The sequence below is a fragment of the Erysipelotrichaceae bacterium 66202529 genome, assembly GCA_017161075.1.
Taxonomy (GTDB): Bacteria; Bacillota_I; Bacilli_A; order Erysipelotrichales; family Erysipelotrichaceae; genus Clostridium_AQ.
This window is the reverse complement of sequence record CP046174.1, coordinates 2,596,338-2,613,338: the sequence shown is the minus strand read 5'-3', so window position 1 is coordinate 2,613,338 and position 17,001 is coordinate 2,596,338. Positions and strand designations below refer to the sequence as shown.

Sequence of the window (17,001 nt, the reverse complement as noted above, 5' to 3'; positions counted from 1 at the left end):
TATTAAAATAACCATGACAACTAAATAGGTTTGTACAACCTCCATTTTTTCTATTTTCATGAATCCAAAATAGATAAATGGAGGTTTTTTATGAGAAGAGGAGGTTTGTCATGCAAACAATAGAACAAAACAAAATGGGATATAAGCCTGTTTTACCATTGCTGATGTCAATGGCTTTTCCTCCGATGCTATCCATGCTGATACAGTCACTGTACAACATTGTCGACAGTATGTTTGTGGCACAGATTGGAGAGGATGCACTTACGGCGGTTTCACTGGCCTTTCCGATACAGACACTGATTGTGGCCTGTTCGGTCGGTATCGGTGTCGGTGTAAATTCCTATATATCGAGAAAGCTGGGAGAACAGAATCAGGCTGAGGCAAACAGTGCGGTTGCCCATGGGCTGCTGCTGTCTCTGTTTGGTTATCTGTTATTTGTCGGCATCGGTCTGTTTACCATTCGTCCATTTTTTGAAATGTTTACCGATTCCCCAGCAATTTTGGAGGATGCCTGCATGTATACGTATATCTGTGTATTTTTATGCTTCGGCTGCTTCTTTCATATCCTGATTGAAAAGGTGTTTCAGTCGATGGGAAAGATGATTTTCCCGATGGCAATTCAGGCAGCGGGGGCGATTGTGAATATCATTCTGGATCCGATTATGATTTTCGGTTTGCTCGGTTTTCCGGCTCTTGGCGTGAAGGGGGCGGCAATCGCCACGGTAATCGGACAGATTTTTGCGATGTCGTTGTCTCTGTTTATATTTTTTACAAGAAGGTTTGATGTTATCCTGGATGTAAAGCAGTTTCAGTTTTCCTGGAATACAATACGACGTATTTTATCGGTAGGGATTCCCAATGCGTGTATGAATGCTCTGGGAAGTGTTCTGGTGATCGGTCTAAATTCCATTCTGATTCAGTTTTCCAATACAGCTGTTTCCGTCTATGGAATCTATTATAAGCTGCAGACCTTTGTGTTTATGCCGGCAAGCGGTCTGACACAGGGGGCAATGCCGATTATGGGCTATAACTACGGTGCAGGAAGTCATGAACGCCTTATGCAGACGTTGAAGTATGCAGTGCTGGTGACACTGGCTATCATGATTTGCGGCTGTGCCATCTTCCTGCTGTTTCCAACGCAGCTGCTGATGCTGTTTCATGCCAGTGAAGATATGCTGCGTATCGGTGTTCCTGCGCTTCGTATCATCAGTATCAGCTTTCTGCCGGCAGCATTCGGGTTTATTCTGCCGACACTGTTTCAGGCGATGGGACTTGGACTTCAGTCACTGATTGTCTTCCTGCTTCGCCAGCTGTGTATTACCCTGCCGCTTTCCTGGCTGTTTGCGTCCTGGTTTGGTCTGGATGGTATCTGGTATTCCTTTATGATTGCAGAGAGCATTGCTGCCGCAGTTGCGTTTCTGTTATTTCTGCAAGTCCGTAAAAAGGATAAGATTTTATCGAGTAATTCAACAAATGAGGAATCGCAGGATCATACTGCTTCTCAAAAGGCCCTGTGCTGAATATGGCGCTGCAGGTAGTAATACTTGTAGTGCTTTCTTTTTATGCTTTAAAACTTTACGTATTTTCTATTTTATTATGTTCCTGTCTGAGGAAATATGTTACACTTTACTTGGACAAAAAGAGTAGAAGGAGATTAGCTTATGAAACAAGACATGATTGTTATTCTGGATCTTGGCAGCAGTGAAAATACAACGCTTGCCAGAGAAATTCGTGCATTGGGTGTATACAGTGAGATTTATCCGCATGATATCACCAAGGCGGAGCTGCAAAGGCTTTCCAATGTAAAGGGAATTATTTTAAACGGCGGGGAACACCGCAATGTGGATGGTGTGAATATCGATGTTCTCCCGGAAATCTATGAGGCAGGCTATCCGGTTCTTGCCATTGATCATGCTCCTGCGTTATGTGAACAGAAGCTGACGGTGTGGCCGACAGAGGAACAATTAAAGACGTTTGTGTTTGCTGAATGCAAGGCAGAGGCAAATTGGAATATGAAGAATTTTGTGGCGGATCAGGTAGAGCTGATTCGTGAGCAGGTAAAGGATCGCAAGGTACTGCTGGCTTTGTCCGGCGGTGTGGACAGTTCAGTGGTTGCGGCACTGCTGTTAAAAGCTATTGGCAAGCAGCTGTATTGTGTGCATGTTAATCACGGTCTGATGCGCAAAGGGGAGTCGGAAAGCGTGATTGAAGTGTTTCAAAATCAGATGGATGCGAATCTGATTTATGTAGATGCAAGTGAGCGATTTCTTGGTAAGCTGAAGGATGTTGCAGAGCCGGAGCAGAAGCGTAAGATTATTGGTGCGGAATTTATCCGTGTATTTGAGGAGGAAGCCCGAAAGCTGGAGGGGATTGATTTTCTGGCACAGGGTACCATTTATCCGGATATCGTAGAGAGCGGTACGAAGACAGCGAAGGTTGTCAAATCACATCACAATGTTGGCGGGCTGCCGGATGACCTGGCGTTTGAATTGGTGGAGCCACTGCGTCAGCTGTTCAAGGATGAAGTGCGTGCGTGTGGGCTGGAGTTGGGACTTCCGCATGACATGGTTTTCCGTCAGCCATTCCCAGGGCCTGGGCTTGGTGTGCGCTGTCTTGGGGCTATTACGAAGGATCGTTTGGAGGCGGTGCGTGAGTCAGATGCGATTTTACGTGAGGAGTTTGCGTCAGCTGGCTTAGATCAGAAGGTATGGCAGTATTTCACGATTGTTCCGGATTTCAAGTCTGTGGGCGTGAAGAATAATGCGAGAAGCTTTGAGTACCCGGTTATTTTGCGTGCAGTGAATACGATTGATGCGATGACGGCATCCATTGAGGATATCGACTGGCCGGTGCTGCATAGGATTACGGATCGTATTCTGAAGGAAGTTGCGAATGTGAATCGTGTGTGCTATGATCTGACACCGAAGCCATGCGGGACGATTGAGTGGGAATAGGATTTTATTCAAAAAAAGTGCTTTAAACAGGCACTTTTTTAGCATTTACGTGCGTTTATTGAGTATGAATATTTGTTTCATAGTAATAATAAAGAAATATAATATTTTGATATGAATGTATGTTTTGCACAGCCACAGCATATGAAAAATATAAAGTAATACAAGATTTTTTTATACAAGTATAGCTATTCACCAGAATGCTAAAAACATAAATTATGTAATAGTATCATCCCTGTAGGGGGGCTTTGCAGATTGAGCAGAACTTTTTCTGTGAAAGAGAAAGGATAGTATAGTCGTTCTATGCAAAATATCATAAACTTAACGTATTAACCGTGAACTAAAATATAAAATCGAGTGAAAATCAAAGAATAGCAAAGAGCTGTTTACAGGTATCCTTACATGGGTATCTTATTTCTATTGACCAAAAATGAAATTTTTTTAATTTTGGTCAATAGTGTTTTATGTGTGTAACCGTAGGATATTTAAAATCTGTTATCTACTGTCGTTTTGGCACCATCTGTTTGCGTAATCAATATAAGTAAGCCAATTTACTAAAATATGCTAAAGCATTTATAAATATTTAATATTAAATACTATCGTCTGAGTTAGAATAGTAATACTTTTATTTAAAATAAGTCCAGGAAGATATCGTTTTTGTATAGGTCATATTACAGAAGCATCAACAAACGAGAACATCCTGAATCCTATACCGTAAGTACGCATAATTGTCCAGTTTATACAATACTATTACAAAACCTGCGATATAATAAAGGACATATATTGAAAAAGAAAGGATATTAGAATATGAAATTTAATGAAACAACGATTCGTGTACTTGTACGTAAAAATTACGGAGAATGCTTTGACTTTTATACAGAGAAGCTGGGCTTGCATGCAGTATGGGGCGACCGCAATGGCCCTTATACCTCTTTTGCTGTGCAGGAGGGAGCATCACCATGCTTTGCCATTTTTACAGGGGATGCTATGCCGCTGTTTAAGGGCTATGAGCTGCCGACGTTTAACCAGCAGCCGGATACAATAGCAGGAATCATTCCTACAGATACGCTTGAAGAAGATTATTTACGGTTAAAGAAAGCAGGCGTTGTCTTTTTGGGAGAGCCGCAGTATATCGAAGAATGGGGAATGCGCTGTACCTATTTCAGAGATCCGGAAGGAAATCTATTCGAATTAAATGATGCAAGCATTTAGCCTGTTTTAAATTTCATGCATGACAAAGCACCGAAAGCTAAAAAAGTGCAGGCTGGCTATACAGTAATGATGTTATATATGGTAATCGTATAATTGGAAGGAGTGTCTACATGAACTGGGAACCGTGGACAGGCTGCTATCAGCATAGTGAGGGCTGTGCCAATTGCTATTTTTATGGCCCTCATGCAAAACGGTACGGTCAAAATACCATACAGAAGACGGATAAATTTGACTGGCCAATCAGGAGAAATGCCAGAGGTGAATACAATATCAAGGGAAATAAGATTCTTGCGACATGCTTTGCTACAGATTTCTTTTTGCCGGAAGCAGATGCCTGGCGTGAGGAGGTCTGGGCGATGATTAAGCAGAGAACGGATATTGAATTTTTGATTCTGACAAAGCGGATTGAACGCTTTCCCGTATCGCTGCCAAAGGACTGGGGTGCCGGCTATGATAATGTGAATATCGGCTGCACTGTAGAAAATCAGGTAGCCGCTGATTACAGATTGCCGCTCTTTCTTTCCTATCCCATAAAGCGACGGTTTATCGCCTGTGCCCCGCTGCTGGAAGCAATCGATATAACGCCGTATCTTCATGGAGTCGAACATGTGACAGTTGGCGGAGAAACAGGTCGTGATGCACGGGAGTGTAACTATGAGTGGGTGCTTGACCTTCACAGACAAAGCGTGAACGCCGGGAAAACCTTCTGGTTTAAGAATACCGGATCCCTGTTTCGACATGACGGTATTTTAGAAAAGATAAATCCCTTTCAGCAGACAGGCAGAGCAAAGGCCTGCGGGATAGATATCACGGACGGAAAAAAGCTCTTCTGATTATATAAGAGAAGATATCCTTTTACTAAGGGAGGCGTTAAACTGCTGAACAGAAAAACCGAAATGTGCTTATATGCAGATAAGCGAGGGAAACCAATTTCATATACATAACGAAAATGAGAGCAATCTCATTTTTTTTGTAATAGAGCAGGCGAATTTCACGGTATGCATTCCAACGGCGCATAAGAAAGCAGCTCCTGGCTTGACATTTTCTTTAAGTGTATTATAATGTACATGTACAATAAGTACATTAAAGTACAATGGAGGTGACCTTGTGCAAATACTGATCAGTAATCATACTACAAAACCAATTTATGAACAGATAACCTCACAAATCAAATCTGCCATCATGAGCGGGGAATTGAAAAGCGGTGATCCGCTTCCATCCATGCGTGCTTTGGCAAAGGATTTGCATATCAGCGTTATTACGACACAAAAAGCTTATGAGGACTTGCAGCGCGACGGCTTTATCGAAAGTGCCACTGGGCGCGGAACGTTTGTATCCTCACAAAACAAGGAATTTATCCGTGAGGAACAGCTGCGTCTTGCGGAAGAAAAGCTGCAGGAGGCCGCTGACATCGGGCGGTCAAACGGTATACCATTAAACACATTAACGCAGCTGCTTGCAATGTTTTATGATGAAAAATAGGGAAGGAGTATTTTATGGATGCACTTGTGCTTAAACATGTATCAAAAGCATATGAAAATTTCCAGTTGAAGGATATCAGCTTTACCCTGCCGGAGGGAACCATCATGGGGATCATTGGTGAAAACGGAGCGGGAAAGTCAACCATCATCAACTGCATTATGGATTTGGTAAAAAGAGACAGCGGTGAGATTACGGTTCTTGGACAGCAGATGGATAAGGACAACCTGACGATGCGGGAAGATATTGGACTCGTATTCGATGTCAGTGATTTCTATGACAGCTTTCATCTTGAGCAAACGGAAAGGATTTTACAGGATATTTATAAAAACTGGGATCATGAAGCCTTTCAAAAATATAAGCGGCAGTTTGCTTTACCGGATAAAAAGCGCATTAAGGAATTCAGCCGCGGGATGAAAATGAAGACAGCAATCGCGATTGCATTATCTCATAAGCCACGGCTTCTGATACTCGATGAGGCAACAAGTGGTCTTGATCCTGTTATGCGAGATGAAATCCTGGACGTATTTATGGATTTTGTTCAGGATGAGCATCACTCTATCCTACTATCCTCTCATATCTCTTCCGATTTGGAAAAGGTGGCTGATTACATTACGTTTCTTCATAATGGTGAGCTTGTGCTGTCCTCCTGTAAGGATGAATTGATCTATCAGTATGGCATCCTAAAATGCAGGGATGAGGATTTTAAACAGCTTGCACAAAGCGATATCATTCGCTATCGGAAGCTGCCCTATGAAACCGTGGTGCTGGTCGCAAATCGTGAGGCAGCTGCACAAACCTATCCAAGCTGTATAGTTGAGCGGGCAACACTGGATGATATCATGATGCTATATGTGAAAGTGAACGCATATGATTGGTTTGATACGAAAGGATTTATATTACTTAACCACAAGCTGGAAGCCACTGCTGTTATCTGTCCTGATCCTGGGTGGATTTTCTACCTGGAAGGGCTTTGGAGCGATTTTAATCGTGATCCTGCCAACCTTTTTCGGGTTAAGCGTTTTGGGCTGTATTCAGATGGACGCACAGAGAAAATGGTATGACTATTACCGTGTATTACCGGTATCGTTACGAAATGTTGTGGCAGCCCGCTATCTTGCATATCTGTCCTTCATGACCATTGGCTTTCTGATCACCGTTGTATACGGCTATGTTATTCAGTTTACGATGGGAATTACTTCCTTGGGAACCCGGTTTGCAATGTGGCAGGGTTTTTCTATGGGGCTCGCTCTGGCATTGAGCTTTGCGGCTGTCTTTCTTCCTGCTACCTACTATAATAAGGGGGAGAAAATGGAGGTCTCCATGATGATAAGCGGCTTTGTCTCCTTTGGTGCTGTCTATCTTGTCAGCAGGCTGCTAACACTGTTTGATATTCAGCTCGTAGATATTGCGGATATTTTCCTACAGCTTCTGTTTGGCGCAGCTATGCTGATGTTTGCAGTCTCCTGGCTTGTATCCAACATCATCGTTCAAAAGCGTCTCAGTAAAAAATAATGCTAGAGCCTGGATTTATAAAAGCTGGTACAACCAATTGCATACAGGTAGCACAGGAGGAGAACTATGGAATTCACAACACAGCAGCTGGAAGCTGCGTATAAGGAAATCATATCCATAATTAAAAAATGTGAAAAAATGGAAGGGAAATTTGCGGAAGGGACCTCACAGCATACCCTGTTGAGAAACCGACTGTTTGCAATGCAGGTTGCAAAACAGCTGCTGGAAGAAACACTGCAGTCATCAGAAAAAAGCACTATGGATGACAAAGGAAGGACATATTCCTATCAGGAATTGGCCTCTGCTAAGGAGCCGGTTTGCTCCATCATCAGAAAATGCAGTAGGGCGCAAAGTAAGTATATAAAGGAAACAGCCAATTATCGCCGCTATGTACCGATGATTGAGGCGATGCAGATTGCTGAGCAGCTCATTGAGGAACAGCAGGCATCGTGTACAGAAAGCAGTAAGTCATGATAACAGGCAAATAAACCCTTCGAATATAGTGACTTTTGCACATATGAAGCAAAGGTATGACTACAACTCAGTCTTCCTTTGAACAGTATGTGCTTTTTCCATTTTTATCATTGTATCGTTCTTTCAAATTTTGGTTGACTCTCCCCCTACAGGAGCATGTAAGCTGAATATGGAAGGAGGAATTACAATGAAAAGTATTGAAGCTTTCGATATTACAAAGACATATAACGGACGCGTAGTTGTGGATAATCTGAGCTTTACAGTAGAGCAGGGAGAGGTATTCGGCCTGCTGGGACACAATGGAGCCGGGAAAAGCACGACGATCGACTGCATTTTAGGATTGACAAGGCCGGATCATGGCAGCGCCCGTATTCTGGGACAGGATGCAGCTAAAAGCAGAAAAACATTGTTTGAGCATGTTGGCGTGCAGCTGCAGCACGAAGCACATGCGAACAATATACGTGTTAGTGAGGTATGCGAGGAAACAGCGGCGCTGTATCATGACCCGGCAGATTATCATGCTCTCTTGAAGCAGTTTCAACTGGAAGCATACGTAAATCAGAAGGTGGAGCAGTTGTCAGGAGGGGAGCGGCAGAAGCTTTCCGTTGTAGTAGCGCTGATACCAAAACCGAAGGTAATATTTCTGGATGAGCTGACAACAGGTCTGGACGTAGCTGCACGCCGTGAGGTATGGCATATTCTGAAAGGATTGAAGCAAAAGGGAATGACGATCTTTCTAACGACACACTATATGGAAGAAGCTGAAAATCTCTGTGACCGGGTGTTGATCCTGAAAGCAGGCAGAAGGCTATGCGAGGGAAGTGTTGCGGAAATCATTGAAAGCAGTCCCTGTGAAAATCTGGAGGATGCTTATCTTTGGTATAGTAGGGAGGAAACGAATATATGAAACGATTTCTGACTTTTTTAAGGGTAGAAGGAAAGCTGAGTCTGCGCTGTCCGGATGGTGTCATTTTCGGAATCGGCATGCCGGTTGGGGTACTGCTTCTCATCGCAGTAATTGCGGGCTCACAATCCGCAGGCGGTGCAGATTATTCATTTTTACAGAGTGCATTTGCATCTCTGCTGACGGTGGGAATCTGTGCGACTGCCTTCATGGGGCTGCCGCTGACGATTGCCGATTACCGGGACAAGAAAATTTTGAAGCATTTCTTTGCGACTCCGATTCGTCCGCTTATGATACTGGCAGTACAGGTGGTGATCGGCATGCTGACGGCAGTCTTCTCGGCAGCTCTGGTCACGCTGTTGGCTGTTTTTGGCTTCGGTTACCGCATGGAAGGAAATCCGATTCTATTTATGGGAGCCTTTCTGCTGGTCATGCTTTCCATGTACAGCATCGGTATGATATTGGCCAGTCTGTGCAAGACCGTAAAAATTGCAAATGTCGTCACGACCTTTGTCTATTTTCCCATGCTCTTTTTATCCGGAGCTACGATCCCCTTCGAGCTGTTTCCGGAAGCTGTGCAAAGGGTATGCAATATCCTTCCGCTGACACATGGCATTAAGCTGCTGAAGGCGGTATCTCTGGATATGTGGAGTCAAGAGATATGGATATCTGTTATTCTTCTGATCGTATTTGCTGTTGTCGGCAGTATCATATCTGTAGTATCCTTTAAGTGGGAATAAGAAAGGCGGTTGACCATATGAATAAAGAATTTTTCTGTCATCAGAATGTATCGGCAAAGCTGTACCGTATTGGTGTTTTTTCACAAATGAACCGCATTACTGTGAAAACACTGCGGCATTACGATGAAATAGATTTACTGAAGCCTGCCTATGTGGATGAGGACAGCGGGTATCGCTATTATACTTCAGATCAGCTGCTTCCGCTGCATAAAATACTGGCTCTGCGGGATATGGGATTTTCCCTGGAAGAAATACGGCAGGTTTGTCACGGCGCATCTGAAGAACAGCTGCTGCAGAGAAGAAAGCAGGAGCTGTTGAAAATTATAGCGGAAACAAGCGAAAAGCTGGCGCGTGTGGAGGGCTATCTTACTGGGGGACATCTGGAGGATGATTACCGCGTTGTCCTGAAGTCACTGCCTGCGGTGACAATTGCCTCCATGCGGGTGCATCTGGACAGCTATGCAGATCTGTTTTATAAGATGCCGGACATGGGCTTGGAAATGGAGAAGGCTGGTTGTGCGTGCAGCGAGCCGGAGTATTGCTTTACCATGTATTATGATGATGCATATCGTGAGCAGGATGTGGATGCAGAAATCTGCGAGGCGGTAACGGAACGAAAAGAGGATCGCGGTGACTTGAAATTCCGTGACCTGCCCTCTGTTGCGCTTGCGGCCTGTGTTATGCATAAGGGGCCATACCGGACACTCCCCCAGGCTTATCATGCAATCGTCTCGTTCATCGAAGACAGCGGCTATGAAATCATTGGCCATCAAAGAGAATCGTACATTGACGGTATCTGGAATAAGGACAGTGAGGAGGAGTGGCTCACGGAAATCCAATTTCCTGTGCGAAAAATAAAGAGCATAGAATAGGGTAAAACGGGCATGAATTCCTTAAGGAAGGGGAATCCGTGCCCTTTTGTGTATTCCTGTGCTTGAAACGCCGGCTATAAATATGCTGGTATTGGAATATGTTCAGTTCTCCTTAGAGTGACAGTTTTGTCACACTCATAGACAGGGCGGTATTTATTTTTTATAATACAGAAAAGGAAAGGTTGGATAGTGTATGAATGTATTATTTGTCGAAGATGATCAGGCCATCGCCATGGGGCTTGTCTATACATTGAAAAAGGAAGGCTATGAGGTGGTATGGTGTGATTGCAAGCAGGCAGCATTGCAGCAGCTTCACCAGCAGGCTTTTGATTTGCTTCTGCTGGATGTCGGATTGCCAGATGGGAGCGGATATGACATCTGTACCTATGCAAAAAGCCGGCAGGATGTTCCGGTACTCTTTTTAACTGCCCTGGATGATGAGGGAAATGTCGTAATGGGGCTGGATATGGGTGGTGATGATTATATTACGAAGCCGTTTCGTATCAATGAGCTGCTCAGCCGTATGCGCAGTGTACAGCGCCGCTATCACAGGCAGGAGGAAGACATCATACAAATCCAGTATCTTAGCATCTATCCAAAGCAGGGGAAGGTATACAAAGAACAGGAGGAAATCCTGCTGACTGCACTGGAATACCGCCTGCTTATGGTATTGGTCAATCATCCGCAGCAGGTGCTTAGCCGTTCTCAGCTTTTGGAGGGGATTTGGGATGTAGCCGGTGATTTTGTTAATGACAATACTCTGAGTGTGTATATGAAGCGTCTTCGCGAAAAGCTGGAGCGTGATCCAAAGAATCCGACAATTATTGTGACTGTGCGCGGGCTGGGCTATCGGCTGGAGCTGCATCATGCTGCGTAATAAAGAGCTTCGTATCGCGCTGTGGATTAGTCTTGCCGTCATGCTGTTTACCGCTTGCCTGCTGCTTCAGATTTCTATGAAAGCAATGCTTTTAGCTTTGCTTTCTCAGGGGGTGCTGCTGGTTCTGTATCTGCTGCTGAGTCACTATCGCTATGCAGAGCTAAAAAAGCTGTCCATGTATCTGCAGCAGGTTTATCAGGGGGACGGTGTTTTTGACATTCCGCAATACAAGGAAGGAGAGCTGAGTATTCTGTACAGTGATCTTTATAAAATCACACGCACCCTGCAGCTGCAAAAGGAGAGCCTGAAAAAGGACAAGCTGTTTCTGGCTGATTCCCTTTCGGATATATCCCATCAGTTAAAAACTCCGCTGACCTCCATGATGGTGATGAGTGAGCTGCTTAAGGATGAGGCGCTGTCCAAGGCACAGCATGACCAGTTTGTGGATGCTCTGCGTCAGCAGCTGAAACGCATTGAGTGGCTGGTTTCCACGCTGTTGAAGCTGTCCCGCATTGATGCGCGTGTTTTGCAGTTTCACCCGCAGCAGGTCGTGATATATCAGCTTATACAGGAAAGTCTGCAGCCTCTGCATATCATGATGGAGCTAAAGGAGCAAACCTGTACGCTTCATTGTGATAAGGCGCTCTGCGTGACCCTGGATGCGAAATGGAGCGTGGAAGCATTGGGGAATATATTGAAAAACTGTGTGGAGCATACACCACAACAGGGCAGTATCCATATTTTGGTCCAGGATAATCCGCTGCATACCTGTATCCGGATTCAGGATAGCGGTGAGGGAATCGCACCGGAGGATCTGCCGCATATCTTTGAACGCTTTTATCGGGGAAGGCATGCCTCCTGCGACAGTGCAGGAATTGGTCTTGCCATGAGTAAGGCGGTGTTTCAGCAGCAAAATGGCGATGTGGAGGCACTAGCTTGTGAGCAGGGAGCCTGTTTTCTCATACGCATATACAAGGATGTGACAAATTTGTAATCCTTCGCTCACGAAGCTGTCATGTGCGCGCGGTATGCTATTGCTGAGGAGGTAGCTTATGGAAATTTTAAGAGTAGAGCATTTATCAAAACGATATGGACAGGGGGAAGCGCAGGTAAGTGCGCTGGATGATGTATCCTTCCGAGTGGAGCAGGGGGAATTTGTCGCCATTGTGGGGCCGAGCGGTAGTGGGAAATCCACGCTGCTGCATCTGCTGGGCGGTGTGGATCAGCCTAGCAGCGGCAAGGTATATGTGAGTGATAAGGATATGTATGCACTTGATGAAACCGCACTTGCTATCTTTCGCAGAAGACAGATCGGTCTCATCTATCAGTTTTACAATTTGATTCCTGTGCTGAATGTGGAGGAAAACATCACTCTTCCTCTGCTGCTGGATAATCGCAAGGTGAATGAAAAGCAGCTGCATACAATGGTGCAGGCACTGGGATTGGAGAAACGATTGCAGCATTTGCCAAGCCAGCTCAGCGGCGGACAGCAGCAGCGTGTTTCCATCGGCCGTGCCCTGATGGCATCACCTGCCATCGTACTGGCGGACGAGCCGACTGGAAATCTGGACCGCGCCAACAGCAGGGAAATCATCGACTTGCTGAAACGCCTGCATGATGAGCTGCAGCAGACACTGATTATCATCACACATGATGAAAGCATCGCTTTGCAGGCAGATAGGATTTTAAAAATCGAGGACGGACACATTGTACGTGATGAGGTGATTCGCCGATGAACATCATACAGAGGGTAACATTGAAATGCATGCTCGCCAGCAAACGGAGAACGATGGTGACGGTCTTTGGGGTTATCCTGTCCGTAGCCATGATTGCAGCGGTATCCACAATCGCCCAGTCCTTTCAGGATCTGATGCTGCGCAATGCCCGTTCCAATTTCGGAGATTTTGAAATGGAATTTTATGATGTACCTGCCGCACAGGCAGAAAAGCTGGTACAGGATGAGCGCATTAAGGAAAGCCTGATCTCCTATCAGGATACCTGTGCATATCTGAAGGATGTAAAGGATACAAGGCGCAGATACATACAGCTTCAGGTTTACGATATGGAGCATCTGCATCTGAATGCTTTGCAGCTGGTAAAGGGCAGGCTTCCCCAGCATAAGAATGAGCTGTTGTTATCTGAAAGCTTTATTAAAACAAGCGGTACCTCGTGGAAAATCGGAGACAGCATTACGCTGCCCATCGGCTATATTACGCAGGAGGATGGAACACGGACATATTCGCAATGGGGAATACCAGATGCAACAAGTAAAAATTTTCATCCCACAGAAGAGCGAACCTTTCAGATTACCGGTATTATAGATGATGGAAGGGTGCATTTCGGAAGTCAGAACTATGCCTTTTATCTGCCGTTTCAGGGAAATGAGGGAACGGCGGATAACCAGTATGTTGTCTCTGTCACAATGAAGGAGCGCACAGCAGCCATTTATGAGGATGCACAGAAAATTGCAGAGGATTACGGAGTCGCAGATGTACCCATCAATGCCAACAATACCCTGCTGATGTTTTACGGTATCAATGATGATAACGGCTTTATGACAACGATTACGCTTGCCACAGGAATCGTATCCCTCATCATCATGATCGGTTCCATATCCCTGATTTACAATGCCTTCGCCATCTCATTATCACAGCGGAGCCGTTATCTGGGTATGCTTGCCAGCATTGGAGCAACACGAAAACAAAAGCGCTCCTCTGTTTTCTTTGAAGCATTTGTGATTGGGATTGTTGCGATTCCGATAGGCATCCTTGCCGGTTATGCAGGAATCGGTATCACCTTTTTATGCATACAGCCGCTGATCGAGGGAATGTTTGAAACCATGGTTGAGCTGAGGCTTGTCATCACCTGGCAGAGTGTGCTTGTTTCCATTTTATTTTCCTCCATCGTTTTACTGGTCAGTGCGTGGATTCCTGCCCGTCGTGCATCCCGCATTACCCCAATCGATGCGCTGCGGCAAAATCAGGATATCAGTATCCGTGCAAGGGATGTACGAAAAACCCGCTGGGTGCGCCGTTGGTTCGGCTTTTCCGCTGAGCTTGGCGCAAAAAACCTGAAGCGCAGCAGACACCGCTATTACGCAACCCTGTTCTCGCTCATCATCAGCATGGTTCTCTTTATGACAGCCTACAGCTTTTCCACCTATATCTCGCAGGCGTTCGCGATGGCGCAGGGGGAGATACCGGCGGATGTAACCGGTGGAATCAGCGGATATAAGCAGCAGGAGCAGGATATGCTGCGCAAACAGCTATCCCAGCTTCCCTCTAGTGATGAGTTTCTGTATATGGAGCATGTGACGCTGCAGGATCATTCAACGACAGCCTACAGCAAGCAGCTGCAGCAGCTTTTGGCTGAGCGGGGACAGCATCTGGATAGTACAAAGAGTGAGCAGCGTTTAAACCTGGAGGTCATTGCTCTGGATGTGGATGGCTTTGAGCGCTATGCAAGAGAGGCCAATGCTTCTGTTGGAACGTTTACAGGTGATGCTGTACAGGCAATCCTGCTGAACACGCTGACCTATAAAAATGAAAACACCTTTACCAATTATCAGCTGCTGGAGGATGCAAAGCAGGGAATGCATATGCAGACTGGTCTTACGAACAGTCAAAAGCAGACAACGATCAAGATTGCTGCCGTCAGTGACGTGCATCCGTGGTTTTTACCCGCGAATACCGATGATATTCATACAATCTATCTGATAACCAACGAGCAGTCCATGCAGCTATTGAAAAAGCAGCTGCACATCCCGGATGATCTGCTGTCCATGACCTTTCAATATCGCTCCTCTCAGCCCTATGCCTTGGAAAACGAGCTGACACAGCTGCAATCCCAGCATCCGGCAGGGACAATCTATAAAAGCAACATCCGTGCATTAAAGGATCGGCAGAATCAGCTTTCACTGTTCCTGAACATCTTTCTCTATGGATTTGTGGCACTGATCCTTCTGGTCAGCTCCGCCAATATTTATAATACGATATCTACTGGTATTGCCCTTCGCAGACGGGAATTTGCCATGCTGAAATCGATTGGAATCACACCGCATGCCTTTCGCACGATGATTCGTATGGAGCTTTTGCAATATCTGGGCAGAACCATGCTGTTTGGCATACCGCTCTCCTTCCTCATCATATATGGTGTATACTCCATTCTGCAAACTAATTTCGCCTTTTCTTTTACGTTTCCATGGCAGGGACTGCTGTTTATACTCTGTCTGCTTGCCATTCTGCTGTTTACCAGTATGCAGCTCGCACTGCATGCTATGAAGCATGACAATCTGATGGAAACAATACGCCAGGAGAGCATATAAATGCTCTCCTTTTGTCTGCTGTGAAAAAGGGAGACCATAGCCCTGTTTATTATGTAAACCGCTATCATTTATGTTATAATGTAGAAAAATAATGAAGGAGGAAGCATATATGACATCCTATGTCATGGCGATTGATCAGGGAACGACAAGTACCCGCGCCATTCTGTTTGATAAAGCCAGCAATATTGTAGGCGTAGCGCAAAAGGAGCTGGAAAATTTTTATCCGCACCCGGGCTGGGTGGAACAAAATGCAAATGATATATGGGCCAGCACCGTCGGTGTTATGTTTGAGGTACTGGCGAAAGCCGGTGTGAAGGATACACAGGTGGCGGCTATCGGTATTACCAATCAAAGAGAGACTACGGTTGTCTGGGATAAGGAAAGCGGTCAGCCGATTTATTTTGCCATCGTCTGGCAGTCCCGGCAGACAGATGATTATTGCCAAAAGCTGAAGGAGGAAGGACAGGAGGCAATGATTCGTGAAAAGACCGGACTGCTTTTGGATCCGTATTTCTCTGCCAGCAAGATTCGTTGGATACTGGATCATGTAGAGGGTGCGCAAAAGCGTGCAGAACGCGGTGAGCTGTTGTTTGGAACGATGGATACCTGGCTGCTGTGGAAGCTGACCAAAGGCGCAAAGCATATGACAGATGTCTCCAATGCTTCCCGAACGATGCTCATGAATCTGAAAACTCTGCAATATGATGAGGAGCTGCTGAAGCTTTGGAATATCCCGCGCTGTATGCTTCCGGAAATCCGTGATTCCAGCGAGGTATACGGGGTAACCTGTGGTGTGTTTGATCATCCGATACCCGTTGCGGCTTTGATCGGGGATCAGCAGGCAGCCCTGTTTGGACAAACCTGCTTCGATGCAGGTAATGTGAAAAATACGTATGGAACCGGGTGCTTCCTTTTGATGAATACAAAAGAGCGTTTGATTCATTCCGCACATGGACTTGTCAGCTGTGTCGGCTGGAGAATCAAGGGAGAGACGGATTATGTTTTAGAGGGCAGCGTGTTTGTGGCAGGCGCAGCCATCCAGTGGCTTCGCGACGGCTTGAAAATTTTACACAGCAGCGGGGAAAGTGAACAGCGCGCCTTACAGGTTGCGGACAGTGACGGCGTATATGTCGTACCGAGCTTTACCGGCCTTGGTGCTCCATATTGGAAGCCGCAGGCAAAGGGTGGAATGTTTGGACTGACCAGAGGAACAACGCAGGAGCATATCATTCGGGCTACCCTGGAAGCTCTGGCATATCAGACCAACGATGTGCTGCAGGCGATGAAGCAGGACAGCGGGTTGGATATCGCACAGATGCAGGTAGATGGCGGTGCCAGCAGGAACGATTATCTCCTGCAGTTTCAAAGTGATATTACCGATACGTGCATCGTACGCTCCACCATCAGTGAAACAACGGCACTGGGCGCAGCCTATCTGTCTGGTCTGGCTATGGGCTTTTGGAAATCCAAGGAGGAAATCCGTTCCCAGTTTCAGATATCACATACATTCATGCCGCAAATGGATGAACAGAAAAGAAATGCCTGTCTAAACGGCTGGAACAGAGCCATTCATGCGATTTTGGATTTCTGATGCACACCAATCAAGCAGTTGGGAATATGGCAAGGGCTGTCATCGGGAAGTCGTAACGATGA

Annotated in this window: 15 protein-coding genes and 1 pseudogene; all 16 read left to right on the top strand. The window is 45.7% G+C overall.

Annotated features, from left to right (window positions below; translation table 11 throughout):
- Positions 1-110 precede the first annotated feature (110 nt).
- The 16 genes and pseudogenes from GKZ87_12450 (at position 111) to glpK (ending at position 16,939) form a co-directional block, all read left to right on the top strand.
- On the top strand, positions 111-1,520 hold the full coding sequence (locus GKZ87_12450) for an MATE family efflux transporter (protein QSI26243.1): 1,410 nt from the start codon (positions 111-113) through the stop codon (positions 1,518-1,520).
- Positions 1,521-1,661: 141 nt separating this feature from the next.
- On the top strand, positions 1,662-2,954 hold the full coding sequence (gene guaA, locus GKZ87_12445) for a glutamine-hydrolyzing GMP synthase (GenBank protein QSI26242.1): 1,293 nt from the start codon (positions 1,662-1,664) through the stop codon (positions 2,952-2,954).
- Between the two features lie 804 nt (positions 2,955-3,758).
- Entirely contained in the window at positions 3,759-4,163 is a 405-nt protein-coding gene (locus tag GKZ87_12440; GenBank protein ID QSI26241.1) for a glyoxalase/bleomycin resistance/dioxygenase family protein, read from the top strand.
- 110 nt (positions 4,164-4,273) lie between these two features.
- A complete protein-coding gene (locus tag GKZ87_12435) occupies positions 4,274-4,996 on the top strand; it encodes a DUF5131 family protein (GenBank protein ID QSI26240.1) in 723 nt (240 codons plus the stop codon).
- 274 nt (positions 4,997-5,270) lie between these two features.
- Entirely contained in the window at positions 5,271-5,645 is a 375-nt protein-coding gene (locus GKZ87_12430) for a GntR family transcriptional regulator (GenBank protein ID QSI26239.1), read from the top strand.
- 14 nt (positions 5,646-5,659) lie between these two features.
- A pseudogene (locus GKZ87_12425) lies at positions 5,660-6,502 on the top strand (ATP-binding cassette domain-containing protein).
- A gap of 10 nt (positions 6,503-6,512) precedes the next feature.
- Positions 6,513-7,157 carry an ABC-2 transporter permease gene (locus GKZ87_12420; protein QSI26238.1) on the top strand — a complete coding sequence of 215 codons (645 nt, stop codon included), beginning with the start codon at positions 6,513-6,515 and terminating at the stop codon, positions 7,155-7,157.
- A gap of 66 nt (positions 7,158-7,223) precedes the next feature.
- Positions 7,224-7,631 carry a hypothetical protein gene (locus tag GKZ87_12415; protein QSI26237.1) on the top strand — a complete coding sequence of 136 codons (408 nt, stop codon included), beginning with the start codon at positions 7,224-7,226 and terminating at the stop codon, positions 7,629-7,631.
- A gap of 187 nt (positions 7,632-7,818) precedes the next feature.
- Positions 7,819-8,538: an ATP-binding cassette domain-containing protein gene (locus GKZ87_12410; GenBank protein ID QSI26236.1), complete on the top strand. Its 720-nt coding sequence runs from the start codon at positions 7,819-7,821 to the stop codon at positions 8,536-8,538.
- A complete protein-coding gene (locus GKZ87_12405; GenBank protein QSI26235.1) occupies positions 8,535-9,275 on the top strand; it encodes an ABC transporter permease in 741 nt (246 codons plus the stop codon). The genes GKZ87_12410 and GKZ87_12405 overlap by 4 nt, the downstream gene beginning before the upstream one ends.
- 17 nt (positions 9,276-9,292) lie before the next feature.
- Positions 9,293-10,147 carry a MerR family transcriptional regulator gene (locus GKZ87_12400; GenBank protein QSI26234.1) on the top strand — a complete coding sequence of 285 codons (855 nt, stop codon included), beginning with the start codon at positions 9,293-9,295 and terminating at the stop codon, positions 10,145-10,147.
- Between the two features lie 193 nt (positions 10,148-10,340).
- Entirely contained in the window at positions 10,341-11,024 is a 684-nt protein-coding gene (locus tag GKZ87_12395) for a response regulator (protein QSI26233.1), read from the top strand.
- Positions 11,014-12,018 carry a sensor histidine kinase gene (locus GKZ87_12390; GenBank protein QSI26232.1) on the top strand — a complete coding sequence of 335 codons (1,005 nt, stop codon included), beginning with the start codon at positions 11,014-11,016 and terminating at the stop codon, positions 12,016-12,018. The genes GKZ87_12395 and GKZ87_12390 overlap by 11 nt, the downstream gene beginning before the upstream one ends.
- A 58-nt stretch (positions 12,019-12,076) precedes the next feature.
- Entirely contained in the window at positions 12,077-12,760 is a 684-nt protein-coding gene (locus GKZ87_12385; protein ID QSI26231.1) for an ATP-binding cassette domain-containing protein, read from the top strand.
- Positions 12,757-15,348, top strand: a complete 2,592-nt coding sequence (locus GKZ87_12380; GenBank protein ID QSI26230.1) for an FtsX-like permease family protein — start codon at positions 12,757-12,759, stop codon at positions 15,346-15,348. The genes GKZ87_12385 and GKZ87_12380 overlap by 4 nt, the downstream gene beginning before the upstream one ends.
- Before the next feature lie 109 nt (positions 15,349-15,457).
- Positions 15,458-16,939 (top strand): glycerol kinase GlpK, encoded by a 1,482-nt coding sequence (glpK, locus tag GKZ87_12375; protein QSI26229.1) that lies wholly within the window; start codon positions 15,458-15,460, stop codon positions 16,937-16,939.
- Positions 16,940-17,001: the final 62 nt, after the last annotated feature.